The organism is Streptomyces sp. NPDC025806 (genome assembly GCF_055558275.1).
Genome location: NZ_JBVHMU010000006.1, coordinates 111570 through 127498, shown reverse-complemented (window position 1 = coordinate 127498; position 15929 = coordinate 111570). Strand labels below are relative to the sequence as shown.

Below are 15929 nucleotides of genomic sequence, written 5' to 3'. Positions count from 1 at the left end.
TACGTGGAAGTGGTCACGCGGGCATGGTGGGGCTCGGCGCGGGGCCGGCGCAACGGGTTTACGGCCGTGGGTCCGACGGAGCCGGAAAACCGCGCCACCCGCCCGCTCGAACGCCCCCTCCCCGACCCTCCACGGGGGCCTGGCGGGGCTCCGGCCCCAGGGTGCGGGGGCGGTTGTGGGCGTGCGGCCATGCGCCGCCCACCGACTCCTCCACGCCTTCCGCGGACAGGCGCTGACCTGGCCTTTCGCCCTGCCCGACCGTAGTCTCGGCGCACGGTGACCGACGGCGGGGAGGGCCATGTGAACGCGGTGGAACAGGCAGGCGGGGCGGCTCGGTCGGGCCGGGACGTGCGCACGGTCGACGACGTCATGGCGCTCCTGGACGGGCTGTTCGCGGGGGCGGACGGCGGGCGGCCGACCACCGGGGACGGCGCGGGGTTCTGGGAGCACTTCTACGCCGACCGTTCGAAGCCGGTGCCGTTCTTCGTGCCGAAGCCGGACGAGAACCTGGCCGGCCATCTCGATCGCGGTCTGATCGCGCCGGGCCGCGCGCTGGATCTCGGCTGCGGTCCAGGGCGCAACGCACTCTTCCTCGCGTCCCGGGGCTTCGAGGTGGACGCGGTCGATCTGTCTCCGGTCGCGCTGGACTGGGCGCGGGAGCGGGACCGGGAGTCCGGGGCCGGGGTGCGCTTCGTGTGCGGGGACGCGTTCGGGGACGCCGGCGCGGAGCTCGTCGGACCGTACGACCTGATCGTGGACTCGGGGTGCCTGCACCATCTGCCGCCGCACCGCCGCATCAGCTATCTGGCCCTGCTCGACCGGGTGCTGGCTCCGGGCGGGCATCTCGCGCTGACCTGTTTCGCGTCCGGCGCGATGGGCTCGGAGCTGTCCGACGCGGAGCTGTACCGCGCCCGCGACCTCCAGGGCGGGCTCGCCTTCACCCCGGACGCGCTGCGCGGGATCTTCGCGGACCTGACCGAGGTCGAGCTGCGCCGGATGCGGGACGAGCCGCCCGAGTCGCCGCTGTTCGGCGAGGCGTTCCTGTGGACGGCCCTGTTCCGCCGCCCGGTCGCGCCCGCCGCGTCTACCCTCGACGCGTGCTGATCGAATCGCTCGACCCCGGTCCCGAACACGCCCTGCCCGGTGAGCTGCTCACCGAGATCACGGAACTGTACGCGTCCAACCGGGAGTTCTTCGCGCTCAGCGGGGACTTCCCGGATCCGGACGCGATCACGACGGAGCAGGTCGCGGCGGCCCTCGCGGACGATCTCTCCCAGCCCGGCGCCGAGGCGTTCCTCGCCCGTTCCGGCGGCCGGGTCGTGGCGCTGGCCCTGACGATGGCCCACCACCCCGACCCGGCCGACCCCGATCCCTGGCTGGGCCTGCTCCTGGTCGACGCGCGCGAGCACCGCTCGGGGCACGGCCGCGCCGCGGCCCGGGCGGTCGAGGACCACTTCCGCGACGCCGGCCGCGCGGCCCTGCGCCTGGCCGTCCTGGAGAACAACCCGAAGGCCCAGGCGTTCTGGACGTCCCTCGGCTACGAGGAGATCGACCGCCGCAAGGACCGCGACCTGGGCCGCGACTGCCGGGTCCTGCGCAAGGAACTCTGAGCCGGGGCTCAGACCAGGGAGCCGGTCACCGGGTTGTGGGTGTGGGACTCGATGTCCCGCGCGGCGTGTTCGGACAGCTTGCCGGTGAGATCCGACAGCGCCCGGGCCGCCGCGAGCTCGTCACCGATCACGGGGTCGTTCTGGTCCGCCGGATTGCAGCGGGCGACGCCGTGCCCCACCATCCGCTCCCCACCCTTGCCGATCAAGGTGGCGTCGGCGGTGACCTTGCTGCCCTCTTCGGTGATGTCGATCTGGGCGTTCCACGTGGTCCTGGTCGTCATGACAGACCTCCTGTGGTCGAAGCGCACACCGCGCCTCACTCTCCACGCTCCCACCACCGAAGCCCGCCCGCATCCCGGCCCCGGCCGGGATCAGAAGGCCCGCTCCAGCAACGGCAGCAGGCGGGCCCAGTGCTGTGTCAGGCCCGCCTCGCTGAAGGCGTCCGTGTCGCGCATCGTGAAGCCGTGTTCCGTGTCCGGGTAGATCTCGGACGTGTGGTCCAGGCCCGCCTCGGTGAGGGCCTCGTCGAGGTCCTTCAGGGCCTCGGGGGTGAGGTCGCTCGCGGCGTGGCCGAAGTGGACCGGGGCGGTGATCGCGGCCAGGGGGGCGGTGCCATCGGCGGCGACCGGGGCGTGGAACGCGGCCAGGGCGGCCACCCGCTCCGGGAACGCCACCGCGGCGCGGACCGCGAGCAGCCCGCCGAAGCAGTAGCCCGTGACCCCGACCGGGCCCGCGCTCACCTCGGGTCGAGCGCCGAGGAAGTGGAGATACGCCTCGGCGTCGGCCCGTACGCGCTCCGCGTCGAGCGCCTCGATCAGCGGCATCACCTGGCTCATGACCTGCGGTCGCTCCGCCGCCCCGATGTGCTCGGGGAGTTCGATCACCGGGGTGGGGCCGTGCCGGTAGAAGACGTTGGGGACCAGGACGTAGTAGCCGTGGCTCGCCAACTCACGGGCCAGTTCGCGCAGTACGGGCCGGATGCCCAGTCCGTCCGGGTACATCAGGATCCCGGGGTGCGGGCCGTCCGCGGCGGGGAACGCGGCGAACGCGTCCGCCGTGCCGTCGGCGGTGGGGATGCCCAGGGTCGCGGTCTCGACACCTTCGGTGGTTTCGGTGGTTTCGGTGGTTTCGATGGGTTCGGCGTTTTCGACGGGCATGTTTCCTGTCGTCCCGGTTGTCATGCCGCCCGAGCGTAGTGGATCAACAGACCTCCGCCCCAGCCGTTTTCGCCCCCAACTTCTGCGCCGCGCACGGCCGTTCCTGCGCGCGCGTGGCGTCGATTACCGGACATTGAGCCAGTCCAATCGGACATGAACTGGCAAAATCTTGATGGCGTCCTGTCAAACACGAGTCAACTGATGTCACTCTCTCCCCGCTACCCCCCACGCACCCTTCCCCACCGGGTACTTGAAGGAGTTCGAGTGACTCACCGCTCCACCGCTCCCCGCGTCGCCGCCCTCGTCGCCTCTGCCGCGATGGTCGTCATCGGCGTTCAGGCCGGCACCACGGCCAATGCCGCCGACCGTGCGGCCGGCGCCACCGCGCTCCCCCTCAGCGCGTCCCAGCGGGCCACCGCCCTCAAGGACGCTCAGGCCGACGCAAGCTCCACCGCACGTGACCTGAAGCTCCCGGCCGGCGAGAAGCTCGTCGCCCGTGACGTCATCAAGGACGCGAACGGCACCACGCACACCCGTTACGAGCGCACGTACGAGGGCCTGCCCGTCCTGGGCGGCGACCTCGTCGTCCACACGGCGAAGAACGGTGACCTGAAGGGCTCCACCAAGGCGCGCAAGGGCTCGATAGCCGTGGCCTCGACGGACGCCGGTCTCAGCACCGCGTCGGCCAAGAAGGCCGCCGTCGCCGCCGACAGCTCCATCAAGGGCGCCGCCGCGAACTCCACCCGCAAGGTCGTCTGGGCCGGCAACCCGGCCAAGGCCCCCGTCCTCGCCTACGAGAGCGTCGTCACGGGCAAGCAGAAGGACGGCACGCCGAGCGAGCTGCACGTCGTCACCGACGCCGCCAGCGGCAAGAAGCTCTTCTCGTACCAGGCCATCGAGACCGGCACGGGCGTCAGCGAGTACAGCGGCACCGTCACTCTCGGCACCACGGCCGCCTCCGGCGGCTACGACCTGCTCGACGGTGCGCGCGGCGGCCACAAGACGTACGACCTCAACGGCGGCACGTCCGGCACCGGCACCCTCTTCCACGACGCCGACGACACGTGGGGCGACGGCACCGCCGCCAACCGCCAGACCGCCGGCGTCGACGCCGCCTACGGCGCCGCCGAGACCTGGGACTTCTACAAAACGGCCTTCAACCGCAACGGCATCGCCGGTGACGGCAAGGCCGCCTACTCCCGCGTCCACTACGGCAGCGCGTACGTCAACGCGTTCTGGGACGACAGCTGCTTCTGCATGACCTACGGCGACGGCATCGGCAACTCGCACCCGCTGACCTCGCTCGACGTGGCCGGCCACGAGATGAGCCACGGCCTCACCGCCGCCACGGCGAAGCTCAACTACAGCCGCGAGTCGGGCGGTCTGAACGAGGCCACCTCCGACATCCTCGGCACCGGCGTGGAGTTCTACTCCAACACCGCCGCCGACCCGGGCGACTACCTCATCGGCGAGAAGATCGACATCAACGGTGACGGCTCGCCGCTGCGCTACATGGACAAGCCCAGCAAGGACGGCGCCAGCGCCGACTACTGGAACAAGCGGGTCGGCAGCCTCGACGTGCACTACTCGTCGGGCGTCGCCAACCACTTCTTCTACCTGCTGAGCGAGGGCAGCGGCGCCAAGACCGTCAACGGCGTCTCCTACAACTCGCCCACGTACAACAACTCGACGCTCACCGGCATCGGCCGGGACAAGGCCCTGCAGATCTGGTACAAGGCCCTGTCGACGTACATGACGTCCACGACCAACTACGCGGGCGCCCGCACGGCCACCCTCCAGGCGGCCTCCGACCTGTACGGGGCGAGCAGCCCCGAGCGGGCCGCGGTCGCCGCGACCTGGGCCGCCGTGAACGTCAACTAAGTGCGCAGCACCGCGAGTTGATCCGCGGTCAGGGGCTCTGCGGCTTCCCGGAGCCGTAGAGCCAGTCCTCCCAGACCCCGGCAAGGGCCTTCTCCTTGCCGGGGTTGCGCCGTTCCACGTACCGCGTGAAGTCGGCCGTGTCCGCATTGCCGTACCGGTGGTCGGCGGGCCAGGACTTGAGAAGGGCGAAGAAGGCGCGGTCGCCGATCACCCGGCGGACCTCGTGCAGGACCATCGCGCCCCGGTCGTAGACGGGCGGGTCCGATATGTGCGCGGCGTCCGGCGGGTGCGCGGGCGGGAAGGCCCAGATGGGGTCCGAGGCCGGGGTGGACCAGCGGTCGTCGAAGGTCTGCTGGACGGTGTCGCCGCCGTCGTGCTCCTCCCACAGCCACTCCCCGTACGTGGCGAAGCCCTCGTTGAGCCACATGTCGCGCCAGGTCTTCGGGGTGACGCTGTCGCCGTACCACTGGTGGGCGAGCTCGTGGACGAGGGTGCCGACGCTGGGGGTGCCGGGGAAGACCGGGCGGTTCTGGGTCTCCAGGGCGTAGCCCGAGTCCCCGTCCCGGTCGATGATCGCGCCGGTGGAGCCGAAGGGATAGGAGCCGAACGTCCTCGTCTCCCAGTCCACTATCTCCGGGAGCCGCGCGAGGACCTTCCCGCTCATGCCCGCCTGTGTCGGGTCGACGGCCGTGTAGATGGGTATCCCGTCCGGGGTGCGGCTCTCCCGCGTGGTGAAGCGGCCGACGGCGAGCGTGGTGACGTAGCTGGCCATGGGCTGGGCCACGTGCCAGGACCAGGTGGTGCGGCGGCCGTCCGCGGTGTCCTTCCGGCCGCGCAGCTCCCCGTTCGATATCGCCTGCACGCTCTTGGGGACGGTGACGGTGATGTCGTACGTCGCCTTGTCGGACGGGTGGTGGTTGCCGGGGTACCAGGCCATGGACCCGGTGGGTTCGCCGAGGCCGAGGGCGCCGTCGGCGGTGCGCAGCCAGCCCTCCTGGGAGCCGTCCGGGTCGGTGATGGTGACGGGCTCGCCGTCGTAGCGGACGGTGGTACGGAAGGTACGGCCCTCGCGCAGTTCGTCGCGCGGCCGGACCGTCAGCTCGGTGCCGGTGCGGCTGACCACGGCCCGGTCGCCGTCGACGGTGGCGCCGCGCACGGTCATTCCGTCGAGGTCGAGGTCGAAGGCGCTGAGGTCCTTGGTGGCCCGCGCGGTGATGACGGCGGTGCCGGTCAGCCGGTGCGTGGACGGGTCGTAGTCGAGGTCGAGGGCGTAGTGCCTGACGTCGTAGCCGCCGTTGCCGGCCCGGGGGAAGTAGGGGTCGCGCAGCCCGGAACCGCCGGGCGTGCCGTGCACGCCGCCGCAGCCGACCGTCGCGGCCAGCGCCAGGAGGATCACGGGGAGGCGGGGGGTGCGCACCCCGTGATCCTATGGCGCGGGCGGGCAGACCGCCCGGTCAGAGGACCGCGATGCCCAGGGGGCGGGCGCCGGCGGCCAGTCGGTGGGTGTCGCCGCTGTCGAGGTCGACGACGGTGATGCCGTTCCAGTAGCCGTCTCGGGTGAAGCCACCGGTGACGTACGCGGTCTTCCCGTCCTTCGACACCGCGACGTCCTCGTGCGGGCCCTTCAGCGGGATCACCTTCTCCTTGCCGTCCTTGTCGCGGACGGTCAGCGACGGGCCCTCGTCCTGCGACGGGTCGATCGGCCCGGTGCCGACGGCGAGGAGCGTGCCGTCGGGGGTGATCGTGACGCCGTGCTGGTGCGTGTTGGCCGTCATCCTCTCGATGACCGACTTCCCGGTCTTCGGGTCGAGCACGACGAGGCGCTCCCCCTCGAACGGGAACAGCAGCTTGCCGTCGTCCCGCACGGCCGCGTAGTGCGGCTTCAGCCAGGAGCCGAGCCCGCCCTCGGTGCCGTAGGGGGCGACCTCGATGCGGCGGGTGTCGTGGGTGCGGGCGTCGACGACGGTGACGTCGAACGAGTCGTGGTCCGTCGCGTACACCTCGCGGCCGTCGCGGGACACGTCCACGTCGAACGGGCGCCGGCCGACGTCGGTGGTGTCGGTGACCTCGCGGGTCTTCGTGTCGATCGTCTCTACGGTGCCGTTGCCGCCGGGCACGTTGACGCCGACGTAGACGTGCTCCCCGTCGGGCGCGATCGCGATGCCCATGCCGCCGCCGCGGTACTCACCACCGATGACGGGCCCGAGGTCGTCGGTCTCGTACGCGATGAGGTCCAGGCGCTCGCGCCGGTCGGTGTCGACGACGGCGACGCCCTCGGCGGTGGCGACCCAGGCGCGGCCGTCCGCACCGACGACGAGCCCGTACGGGTACGCGCCGACCTTCACGGAGTCCACCGGCCCCTTCTCGGGGTCGACGAACGTGACGGTGTCGGCGCCGAAGTCGGCGACCAGGAGCGTCCCGTCGGGCGTCTTCCCGCTCGGCTCGGGGCCGGGGCTGCGCACGGGGGACGAGGAGGCGGGGGCCGGGGCCTCGGCCGCTCCCGCCGCGCCGTCCGCTCCGTCGGCGGTCGAACAGCCGGCGAGCAGGGCGGCGGAGGCCAGGGCGAGGGCCGCCGTACGGGACAGCCGGGCGCGGCGGCTCAGGGTGCGGGGCATCAGAGTGCGGGGCGTCAGGGTGTGGCGGGTCAGGTTGTGGCGGGTCATCGCACGGCCCTCAGCAGACCCGCGATCTCCGTGAAGCCGCGGCGTTCGGCGTGCTGCAGGGCGGTGACCCCGTCGGCGTCGGCCAGCCCGGGCGCGGCGCCCGCGGTGACGAGAAGCTCGACGATCTCCTGGTGGGCGCGGCCGCCGTCGCCGAGGATCACGGCTTCGAGCAGCGCGGTCCAGCCGAGCCGGTTGACGTGGTCGACGTCGATGTCGGTCTCGCGCAGCAGGGCGCGGACGTAGTCGACATGGCCGCGCTCGGCGGCGGGGATCAGCGAGATGCCGCCGAAGCGGTTGGTGCGCTTCAGATCGGGGCGGGCCGGGAGGAGCGCGCGCATCATGGCGACGCTGCCGGTGACGCCGGTGACCAGCCACGGGCTGTCCTCGCGGTCGTCCTGCGCGTCCGGATCGGCGCCGGCGGCGACGAGTGCCCGCGCGGCCTCGACCCGGTCGTGCAGGGCGGCGAGCAGCAGCGGCGTGCGCCGGTGGGCGTCGCGGGCCTCGGTCTGGGCGCCGTCGGCGAGGGCGGCCCGCACTGCGTCGGCGTCACCGAGGGCGGCGGCGTCGAGCAGGGCACGGTTGTGGGGGTTCATGGCGGCTCTCCGGGTGGCGGTCGATCGGGTCCTGGACATCCCGGCCGCGGTCACCGTGGCGAGGTGGATCCGGGACGCGTGCAGCCGGGTGACAGCGACCTTGACGGCCAGGGGCAGGGACACAGCGGCGATCCTTTCTCGGTGGTGCGGGGCGCGTGACGTGGGGGGACCCGTTCGGGCAGCTGAACGGTCCGTCTGCGAACCGCCCGGCCCGGGACAGGCGGGGCCGGGCGGTCGGCGGACGGCTCCGGCGGCGCCAGGACGGGGGTGTGCCTGGCGCCGCCGGAGGTTCAGGGGGTGGGTCAGCCGTTCAGGGCGGCGACACCGGCCTGGGCGAACTTCTCGTCCAGGTCGCCGGACGGGGCGCCGGCCACGCCGATGCCCGCGATCGGGGCGTTCTTGGCGGTGACGGGGGCGCCGCCGGCCAGGAACAGGGTGCCCGGGATGTCCTTCAGGGTCGGGGCGTTCGTGAGGCGCTTGGCCAGCTCGGAGGTCGGGGCGTTCCAGGAGACGGCGGTGAACGCCTTCTTCTCGGCGGCCTCGTAGGACTGCGGGCCGGCGCCGTCGCCGCGCAGGGTCAGGATGGTGTTGCCGTCGCGGTCCACGACGGCCACGGAGACGCGCTGGCCCTCCTTCTCGGCGGCGTCGAGCGCGGCCTGGGCGGCCTTCGACGCGGCGTCGATGGTGAGGTGCGTGGTCGTGGTGGTGGTGCTGCCCTTGACGTTCGCGGCGGCGACGGCCGGGGCGGCGGCCTGGGCGGAGTCGGCGGCGCTCGCCGAGTAGGCGCCGAAGCCCCCGAGGGCGATCGCGGCAGCCAGGGAGGTGCCGGTGATGACGCGGGCGCGCTTCGAGACCTTCTTGACGTGCTTCATGAGGATCAATCTCCAAGGGATGTGAAGGGAGGCTGGACACCGGCTGTCCGGTGCGTGGTCGAGGAGGCTCGGCCCACCCGGTGGCTTCCGGTTCCTGCCGTCCCGCTCTGATATCCATCCTGGGCCCGGGACCCGCCCTCACCCGTCGGCGTTCCGGCTGGTCGCGGCGGCCCGAGCAGCCGACCCGGGGGTCATCCGAACGGTTGACCCCCGCAGCGCCGCAGCAGGTGAGAATGGGAATGTTTGCCCATTTCACGCACTCGATCCACAGACTCGATCGGGGTGCCGCGGATCGAGGCGGTGCGCACGCGCCGCACGCGCCGTACAAGGAGAGGAGGTGCGCCCATGACGGACGCCGACCGGCGGGACGCTGCCCGCACCGGACGCCATGCCCGTCCGGCGGACGAGCCGGCCCCCGGCCCGCTGACCGAGCACGACCCGGACGGACGCTGGCTCGAGATCCTCATGAGCGTCGCGTTCTTCGTCCTGCTCGGCTCGTCCATGATCCGGTTCGTGCAGCGGCACGGCGAAGAGGTCAAGGCCCCCTACGTCATCACGCTGGCCACGATCCTCTCCGTCCTCTACATCGTGGGCCCGCGCCGCGGCAGTGTGCCGAACCTGCCGCCCGGCACCCCCGTCCCCTGGCCCCGGCCACGCCGCCTCGCCTGGCTCGTCGTCGTGATCGTCGTCTGGGCCGTCCTCGTCGACGTCGCCCCCAGCTTCGCGTGGGTGGCCGTCCCGCTCTTCTACGCGATCCTGCGGACGCTGCCGACGGTCGCCGCGTACGTCCTGGTCGGGCTGCTCACCGTCGTCGTGATCTTCTCCCAGTTGCAGCTGGCCGGGCGGTTCGACCAGGACCTGGTGATCGGGCCCGCCGCCGTCGCCGCGTTCGCCACGGCGATCTTCACGCAGATGCAGCGGCAGGCCGCCCGCCAGCGGGCCCTCATCGACGACCTGATCCGCACCCGGCGCGAACTGGCCGCCTCCGAGCGGCGCGAGGGCACCCTCGCCGAGCGCCAGCGGCTGTCCATGGAGATCCACGACACCCTCGCGCAGGGCCTGTCCAGCCAGCAGATGCTGCTCCAGGCCGCCGAACGCGTCTGGGACACCGACAGCGCCAAGGCCCGCGTCCACGTCCACACCGCGACGTCGATCGCCGAGCACAACCTCACCGAGGCGCGCCGCTTCGTGCACGACCTCGCCCCGGCGGACCTGGCCGACGGACTGGAGGCAGGGCTGCACGCCGTCGCCGCGCGCGCCTCCGGCGAGCGGCTCTCCGTCCGGGTCCACATCGACGACGGGGGGCGTACGCCCCGGCTGCCGGACCGGGTCCAGTCCGCGCTGCTCCGCATCGCACAGGGCGCGCTCGCCAATGTCCGCGAGCACTCCGGGGCCACGGAGGCGGCGGTGACCCTCACCCTCCTCGACGACCAGGTCGTCCTGGACGTCGTCGACAACGGCGCCGGGTTCGACCCCGCGGCCCTCCCCGACGCCTCCACGGGTGTCCGCGGGCATGGGGTCCCCGCGATCCGGGCCCGTGTCCGTCAGCTCGGTGGCACGCTGACTCTGGACTCCGCGCCGGGCGAGGGTACGGTCCTGACCGCCGCGATCCCTCTGTCCCCCCGAGCCTGACCCCTCCCAGGGGCTCCGCCCCGGCCCCCGCTCCTCAATCGCCGGAGGGGCTCGATCTTCGACTCTCCCGCCGTCGTGGCTGGTCGCGCAGTTCCCCGCGCCCCTGAAATGCCTGGCGCTTCGCGCCGCATTTCCCCGACCTAGGTGCGGGGCGCCTTTCATCTGGGGAAGGCGCGGCGAAGCCGCAGCCTTCCAGGGGCGCGGGGAACTGCGCGACCAGCCACGACGCACCCGCACCCGACGACGAAACCGCCACCCCGACGGCGATGGCCCCGCACCCGATCCACCCGCACAATGAACACCGCAGCCCACCCGAGGAGACCCGCGCCATCATGACGACGCCCGTGAAGATCCTGCTCTGCGACGACCACGTAGTGGTCCGCGCCGGCCTCCTCGCCCTCCTGGACAGCGCCCCCGACATCGAGGTCGTCGGAGAGGCCGGCACCGGCGAGGAGGCCGTCGCCCTGGCCGCCAAACTCGCCCCGGACGTCGTCCTGATGGACCTCCAGCTCGGCGAGGGCATCGACGGCGTAGAGACGACCCGCCGCCTCACCGCGCCCCCGGGCGGCGGCCCGAACGTCCTGGTCCTCACCACGTACGACACGGACGCCGACATCACCCGCGCCATCGAGGCCGGCGCCACCGGCTACCTGCTCAAGGCGGAACGCCCCGAGGAACTGTTCGCCGCGATCCACGCCGCCGCCCAGGGCCGCACCACCCTCTCCGCCCCGGTCGCCTCCCGGGTCATGGCCAACATGCGCAAGCCCCGCCCCACCCTCACCGACCGCGAGCGCGACATCCTCGCCCAGCTCGCGCACGGCCTGAGCAACCGGGAGATCGCCAAGGCCCTCTTCATCAGCGAGGCCACGGTCAAGACCCACCTGGGCCGGATCTACGACAAGCTCGGCGTCGACACCCGCGCAGGCGCCGTGGCCGTGGCGAAGGAGCAGCGCCTCCTCCCCTGAACCGCACGCCGATGCGGAGCCCCGCCCGGGCACCCGCACCACCGCGGCCACAGCCGCCCCGCACGCGGAGCGGCACCGCACACGTACGTGACACCATCACGTACGTGCTCGACATCGGATACGCCCTCTCCCGCCGCTTCCCGGACCCCCCGCAGACGGACTACCGCCGTGCGGACGTCCACGCGCTGCGCCACGACCTGTTCAGCGGCGACGTGTACCTGGCCGACACCAAGGCCGACCGGGAGCTGTCCACAGCCTGGGGATGGGTGCCGGTGCTCGACTTCGCGTGGGCCCTGTGCGACATCACCGAGCAGTTGGACCGCGACCCGCGCGGCAGCCGCAGCGCCACCCCCCAGTACGCGGAGCTGGACTTCACCGAGTCCACCGACCGCATGCTGTTCGAGCGCCGCTTCGGCTGGGTCGACATCGAGGCCGACTGGATGCCCGGCGACGAACCGCCGCTGACCTTCTCCCACTCCGAACTGCGCCGCGAGGCCCGCGACTTCCTCCACGACCTGATCGCCGACCTGACCGACCTGCACGAGGACCTCGCGGACAACCCGGCGATCTGGGACCTCCAGGCCCGCTTCCCCCGCATGAAGTGACCCGGCGCCGGGGCCCCGGGACCGCTCACCCCTCCACCCGCACCCCCAGCGCCGCCGCGAACACCGGCGCCAGATCCAGCAGCTGCGCCGTCGAGATCACGGCCCCGCCCAGCCGGTCCACCCCGCGCGCGATCTCCAGCCGCGCCGCGTCCCGCAGGTCCACGTCCACCAGCGTCGCCGCCGACAGATCCGCCCCCGTCACCACGCACCCGGGAAACTCCACCCGCTCCAGACGCGCCGCCCCGAAGTCCGGCTCCACCAGCACACAGCCCTCGAACACGACGTCCTTGAGCCGCGCCTTCCGCAGGTTCAGATAGTCGATCTTCCCGCCGCGGATCAGCACCCGCTCCAGGACCGCCCCGTGCAACTGCGTCCCGCCGAGCCGCGCGTCCACCACCTCGACGTCCCGCAGCGTCGCCCCCGCCAGATCCGTGCCCACGCCTCTGATCCCGCTCAGCGACGAGTCCAGGACCCGCGCCCGGCCCAGGTCCGTACCGTCCAGCGCGCACTCCTCGATCGCGCAGTCCATGAACCGCGCCCCGATCCCCTCCTGCCCCGACAGGTCCACGCCCCGGAGCTCCACCCCGTCGTAGTCCCCGTCCGGCTCCAGGAACTCCCCCTCCGGCCACGGCTCCAACGGAGGCAGCCGCACCTCGGGCCGCCGCGCCCGCCGCCCCTTCGCCGCCCCGGCCCTGCCCCTGCTCCCGCCACCGCTCCTGTCGACCATGCCCCCATGCTGCCCGGCCCCACTGACAACGCCGAGCAACCCCTTGTGACCAGCGCCGATCCGCGCCCGCCCCGGCCGATGTCACATCCTGGGGCGCCCCCGCCGTCGTATCCGTGCAAGCCACCCCCGCGCCCCCGGAACGCGCGCACGAAGGCAGGAGCACCGCATGGCCCGCAGGACGACCCCCGATCTCACCGTCGTCGGCGGCGGCTTCGCCGGTCTGACCGCCGCGATCACCGCCGCCGAGGCCGGCGCCCGCGTCACCCTCCACGAGGCCCACCACACCCTCGGCGGCCGGGCCCGCACCGCCGACGCCGCCTACCGCACCCACGACGGCCCCCACGCCCTCTACAACGGCGGCCCCCACTGGACCTGGCTGAAGCACCGCGACCTCCTCGGCGCCATCGCCGCCGTACCACCCCTCGAAGGCGCCCGGCTGCGGTTCCACCGCGGCGGCGTCCTGCGCCGCACCCCGCCCGCCGCCCTCCTCCGCCTGCTCCGGCACCGGGCCGAACGGGTCCCCGTGGACGAGGACTTCACCACCTGGGCGAGCCGCCACGTCGGCCCCGACGGCGCCCGCGCCGCCGCCCACTACACCGCTGTCGCCCTCTTCCACCACGCCCCCGGCTCTCTCTCCGCCCGCTTCGTCCAGGAACGCCTGCGCCGCACCGCCACACTCCCGCCCGAGGCGCACTACCCGGTCGGCGGCTGGTCCGCCGTCATCGACCGCATGGCCGCCCGCGCCTGGAACCTCGGCGTCCGCGTCGAGACCCTCAGCCGCCTCGACACCCTCCCCACCGACTCCCCCGTCGTCGTCGCCACCTCCCTGGACGCCGCCCGCCGCCTCCTGCGCGACGACACCCTCGTCTGGGACAGCGGCCGCACCACCCTCATCGACCTCGCCCTGCGACGGCGCCGCGGCGACGCCTTCGCGGTGTCCGGCATCGACTTCCCGGCCTGGCTCGAACGGTTCACCGCACAGGACCCCTCCCTCGCCCCGCACGGCGAGAGCCTCCTCCAGGGACAGGTCCCGATCGCGCCCGACGAATCCAAGGCCGACGGCTCCGCCCGCGCCGAGCACCTCCTCGACCTCGCCTTCCCCGACTGGCGCGACCGCACCGTGTGGCGCCGCGACGCCGTCGCCAAGAACCGCACCGGCGCCCTCGACCGCCCCGGCACCACCTGGCGCGACCGCCCCGCCATCGACCGCGGCGACGGCGTCTACCTCGCCGGCGACATGGTCGCCGCCCCCGGCGTCCTGTCCGAGGTCTCCTTCACCAGCGCCATCGAAGCCACCACCCTCGCCCTGCGCTCCGCCCTCCGCGTCCCCGGCCTCGACCTCAAGTCCGCCTGATCCCAAGCCCCGCCGGCCCATCGGGGAAATGCGACGCGAAGCGTCTGCATTTCAGGGGGCGCGGGGCTGTGTCGATCTGCGGCTCCGCCGCGTGGGCGCGACCAGCCCCCACCGGCCCGCACCCGGCAACGCTCAGGAAGAGACCACCGTTCCCCCGCCCTTGACCTCAAGTCCGCTTGAGGTCGAAGACTTGCGGCGTCGGCAACCCGGCCGACCACCGGCACCCGCCGACCACCGGCACCCGCCGGCGACCACCACCCGCTGGGGAGCCCCCATGCACGCCGTCCGCCTGCACGCCTTCGGCCCCGCCGAGAACCTCACCTACGAGGAGACGCCCGACCCCACGCCCGGCCCCGGCCAGGTCCGCATCGCCGTCGAAGCCGCCGGGGTCCACCTCCTCGACACCGCCCTGCGCGCCGGCCACCAAGGCCCCCTGCCCGCACTCCCCGACCTGCCCACCATCCCCGGCCGCGAAGTCGCCGGCACCGTCGACGCCCTCGGCCCCGACACCGACCCCAGCTGGCTCGGCCGCCGCGTCGTCACCCACCTCGGCATGGTCCCCGGCGGATACGCCGAACTCGCCGTCACCGGCACCGACCGCCTCCACGCCCTCCCCGACACCCTCGACGCCGCCCAGGCCGTCGCCCTCATCGGCACCGGCCGCACCACCGCCGGCATCCTCAACTTCACCCGGATCACCCCGGACACCGTCGCCCTGATCCCCGCCGCCGCCGGCGGCATCGGCACCCTCCTCGTCCAGTACGTGAAGCACGCCGGCGGCACCGTCATCGCCCTCGCCGGCGGCCCCGCCAAAACCGCGCGGGCCACCGCCAACGGCGCCCACCTCGCCCTCGACTACACCGCCCCCGACTGGGCCGACACCGCCCGCGCCTTCCTCACCGCCCGCGGACTGTACGCCACCCTCCTCCTCGACGGCGTCGGCGGCACCACCACCGACACCGCCCTCGACCTCCTCGGCCCCGGCGGCCACCACCTCGTCTTCGGCTGGTCCGCCCAGGGCATCGGCGCCGACACCGGCCCCCACCTCCTCGACCCCGCCGAACAGACCCGCCGCGGCATCACTCAGGAACAGGTCCTCGGCCCCCCGCTCCTCGCCCGCGCCGGCGGCCCCGACCCCCTGCGCACCCTCGAACTCCGCGCCCTCGACCTCGCCGCCCGCGGCATCTTCCGCCCCGCACTCCACCGCTTCCCCCTCGCGGAAGCAGCCGCCGCCCACCACGCCCTCGAAACCCGCGCCACCACCGGCAAGGTCGTCCTCGAACCCTGACCCGGCGCCTCAGCCCCCGAGTGCGCCCAACGCCTCGTCCGTCAACCGGAACACCGTCCACTCGTCCTGCGGCCGCGCCCCCAGCGCCCGATAGAAGTCGACCGCCGGAGTGTTCCAGTCCAGCACCGACCACTCCAGCCGCTCGTACCCCCGCTCGACACAGATCCGCGCCAACTCCCGCAACAACGCCTTCCCGTACCCACCACCCCGCGCCCCGGGCCGCACGTACAGATCCTCCAGATAGATCCCGTGCACCCCGCGCCACGTCGAGAAGTTCAGGAACCACAACGCGAACCCGACCACCTCACCGGTCACGTCGTCCTCCGCCACATGCGCGAACGCCGCCGGCCGCTCCCCGAACAACGCCTCCCGCAACTGCCCCTCGGAGGCCCGCGCCTCCTCCAACGCCTTCTCGTACTCCGCCAGTTCACGCACCATGGCGTGCATGGCGGACACGTCCTCGACCCTCGCCTCACGAATCATGGACGCAGGCTAACCGCCGGGAGGAAACGCGGCGCGCGGCGCGCATTCCACGGACCCGGAGCCGTCAATCCCGCCCCCGCCCCCACCCGCATGCCTGAA

16 protein-coding genes are annotated in these 15929 nt (G+C 73.1%); 8 read left to right on the top strand and 8 right to left on the bottom strand.

All coding sequences use genetic code 11. From position 1 onward, the window contains the following. Positions 1–369: 369 nt before the first annotated feature. Together ACZ4E1_RS16045 and ACZ4E1_RS16040 are read left to right on the top strand one after the other, a co-directional pair. Positions 370–1104, top strand: coding sequence for a class I SAM-dependent methyltransferase (locus ACZ4E1_RS16045; protein WP_467539967.1), 735 nt, complete (start codon positions 370–372; stop codon positions 1102–1104). Continuing rightward, positions 1098–1610, top strand: coding sequence for a GNAT family N-acetyltransferase (locus tag ACZ4E1_RS16040; protein WP_467539716.1), 513 nt, complete (start codon positions 1098–1100; stop codon positions 1608–1610). The genes ACZ4E1_RS16045 and ACZ4E1_RS16040 overlap by 7 nt, the downstream gene beginning before the upstream one ends. 8 nt (positions 1611–1618) lie before the next feature. On the opposite strand, the gene ACZ4E1_RS16035 is transcribed toward ACZ4E1_RS16040, so the two are convergent. Further along, complete coding sequence (locus ACZ4E1_RS16035; protein WP_467539715.1) at positions 1619–1891, bottom strand: DUF1876 domain-containing protein; 273 nt, start codon at positions 1889–1891, stop codon at positions 1619–1621. Between the two features lie 90 nt (positions 1892–1981). Further along, on the bottom strand, positions 1982–2767 hold the full coding sequence (locus tag ACZ4E1_RS16030; RefSeq protein ID WP_467539714.1) for a dienelactone hydrolase family protein: 786 nt from the start codon (positions 2765–2767) through the stop codon (positions 1982–1984). A 318-nt stretch (positions 2768–3085) separates the two neighbouring features. On the opposite strand from ACZ4E1_RS16030, the gene ACZ4E1_RS16025 reads away from it, so the two are divergent. Further along, positions 3086–4648: a M4 family metallopeptidase gene (locus ACZ4E1_RS16025; protein ID WP_467539966.1), complete on the top strand. Its 1563-nt coding sequence runs from the start codon at positions 3086–3088 to the stop codon at positions 4646–4648. 28 nt (positions 4649–4676) lie between these two features. On the opposite strand, the gene ACZ4E1_RS16020 is transcribed toward ACZ4E1_RS16025, so the two are convergent. From ACZ4E1_RS16020 to ACZ4E1_RS16005, 4 genes are all read right to left on the bottom strand, one after another. Further along, positions 4677–6065: a M1 family metallopeptidase gene (locus tag ACZ4E1_RS16020; protein WP_467539713.1), complete on the bottom strand. Its 1389-nt coding sequence runs from the start codon at positions 6063–6065 to the stop codon at positions 4677–4679. Positions 6066–6102: 37 nt separating this feature from the next. Continuing rightward, the gene (locus ACZ4E1_RS16015) at positions 6103–7311 is read right to left on the bottom strand and encodes a YncE family protein (protein WP_467539712.1); all 1209 of its coding nucleotides are present in this window, start codon (positions 7309–7311) and stop codon (positions 6103–6105) included. Next, positions 7308–7904 (bottom strand): ankyrin repeat domain-containing protein, encoded by a 597-nt coding sequence (locus ACZ4E1_RS16010; RefSeq protein ID WP_467539965.1) that lies wholly within the window; start codon positions 7902–7904, stop codon positions 7308–7310. The genes ACZ4E1_RS16015 and ACZ4E1_RS16010 overlap by 4 nt, the downstream gene beginning before the upstream one ends. A 302-nt stretch (positions 7905–8206) precedes the next feature. Beyond that, on the bottom strand, positions 8207–8776 hold the full coding sequence (locus ACZ4E1_RS16005) for a GlcG/HbpS family heme-binding protein (RefSeq protein WP_467539711.1): 570 nt from the start codon (positions 8774–8776) through the stop codon (positions 8207–8209). 345 nt (positions 8777–9121) lie between these two features. Between ACZ4E1_RS16005 and ACZ4E1_RS16000 the strand changes: the two genes are divergently transcribed. The 3 genes from ACZ4E1_RS16000 to ACZ4E1_RS15990 all read left to right on the top strand — a co-directional run bounded on the left by ACZ4E1_RS16000 (position 9122) and on the right by ACZ4E1_RS15990 (position 11978). Further along, positions 9122–10408, top strand: a complete 1287-nt coding sequence (locus ACZ4E1_RS16000; RefSeq protein ID WP_467539710.1) for a sensor histidine kinase — start codon at positions 9122–9124, stop codon at positions 10406–10408. 332 nt (positions 10409–10740) lie between these two features. Beyond that, positions 10741–11373: a response regulator gene (locus ACZ4E1_RS15995; protein WP_467539709.1), complete on the top strand. Its 633-nt coding sequence runs from the start codon at positions 10741–10743 to the stop codon at positions 11371–11373. A gap of 104 nt (positions 11374–11477) precedes the next feature. Further along, a complete protein-coding gene (locus ACZ4E1_RS15990; RefSeq protein ID WP_467539708.1) occupies positions 11478–11978 on the top strand; it encodes a hypothetical protein in 501 nt (166 codons plus the stop codon). Between the two features lie 25 nt (positions 11979–12003). Here ACZ4E1_RS15990 and ACZ4E1_RS15985 read toward each other — a convergent pair whose 3' ends face one another. Next, positions 12004–12705 (bottom strand): pentapeptide repeat-containing protein, encoded by a 702-nt coding sequence (locus ACZ4E1_RS15985; RefSeq protein WP_467539707.1) that lies wholly within the window; start codon positions 12703–12705, stop codon positions 12004–12006. Positions 12706–12871: 166 nt separating this feature from the next. Here ACZ4E1_RS15985 and ACZ4E1_RS15980 point away from each other — a divergent pair, with 166 nt between their 5' ends. Both ACZ4E1_RS15980 and ACZ4E1_RS15975 read left to right on the top strand, forming a co-directional pair. After that, positions 12872–14059 (top strand): NAD(P)-binding protein, encoded by a 1188-nt coding sequence (locus ACZ4E1_RS15980; protein ID WP_467539706.1) that lies wholly within the window; start codon positions 12872–12874, stop codon positions 14057–14059. A 274-nt stretch (positions 14060–14333) separates the two neighbouring features. After that, positions 14334–15347 carry a zinc-binding dehydrogenase gene (locus tag ACZ4E1_RS15975; RefSeq protein WP_467539705.1) on the top strand — a complete coding sequence of 338 codons (1014 nt, stop codon included), beginning with the start codon at positions 14334–14336 and terminating at the stop codon, positions 15345–15347. A 9-nt stretch (positions 15348–15356) separates the two neighbouring features. Here the strand turns inward: ACZ4E1_RS15975 and ACZ4E1_RS15970 are convergent, their stop codons facing one another. Next, positions 15357–15830 carry a GNAT family N-acetyltransferase gene (locus ACZ4E1_RS15970; RefSeq protein ID WP_467539704.1) on the bottom strand — a complete coding sequence of 158 codons (474 nt, stop codon included), beginning with the start codon at positions 15828–15830 and terminating at the stop codon, positions 15357–15359. Positions 15831–15929 lie beyond the last annotated feature (99 nt).

Coding starts and splice junctions, on each gene's coding strand:
- ACZ4E1_RS15975 (WP_467539705.1), top strand. CDS start 14,334: ATGCACGCCGTCCGCCTGCACGCCTTCGGCCCCGCCGAGAACCTCACC.
- ACZ4E1_RS15995 (WP_467539709.1), top strand. CDS start 10,741: ATGACGACGCCCGTGAAGATCCTGCTCTGCGACGACCACGTAGTGGTC.
- ACZ4E1_RS15985 (WP_467539707.1), bottom strand. CDS start 12,705: ATGGTCGACAGGAGCGGTGGCGGGAGCAGGGGCAGGGCCGGGGCGGCG.
- ACZ4E1_RS16030 (WP_467539714.1), bottom strand. CDS start 2,767: ATGCCCGTCGAAAACGCCGAACCCATCGAAACCACCGAAACCACCGAA.
- ACZ4E1_RS16010 (WP_467539965.1), bottom strand. CDS start 7,904: ATGAACCCCCACAACCGTGCCCTGCTCGACGCCGCCGCCCTCGGTGAC.
- ACZ4E1_RS16005 (WP_467539711.1), bottom strand. CDS start 8,776: ATGAAGCACGTCAAGAAGGTCTCGAAGCGCGCCCGCGTCATCACCGGC.
- ACZ4E1_RS16015 (WP_467539712.1), bottom strand. CDS start 7,311: ATGACCCGCCACAACCTGACCCGCCACACCCTGACGCCCCGCACTCTG.
- ACZ4E1_RS16035 (WP_467539715.1), bottom strand. CDS start 1,891: ATGACGACCAGGACCACGTGGAACGCCCAGATCGACATCACCGAAGAG.
- ACZ4E1_RS15970 (WP_467539704.1), bottom strand. CDS start 15,830: ATGATTCGTGAGGCGAGGGTCGAGGACGTGTCCGCCATGCACGCCATG.
- ACZ4E1_RS16000 (WP_467539710.1), top strand. CDS start 9,122: ATGACGGACGCCGACCGGCGGGACGCTGCCCGCACCGGACGCCATGCC.
- ACZ4E1_RS16025 (WP_467539966.1), top strand. CDS start 3,086: ATGGTCGTCATCGGCGTTCAGGCCGGCACCACGGCCAATGCCGCCGAC.
- ACZ4E1_RS15980 (WP_467539706.1), top strand. CDS start 12,872: ATGGCCCGCAGGACGACCCCCGATCTCACCGTCGTCGGCGGCGGCTTC.
- ACZ4E1_RS16045 (WP_467539967.1), top strand. CDS start 370: ATGGCGCTCCTGGACGGGCTGTTCGCGGGGGCGGACGGCGGGCGGCCG.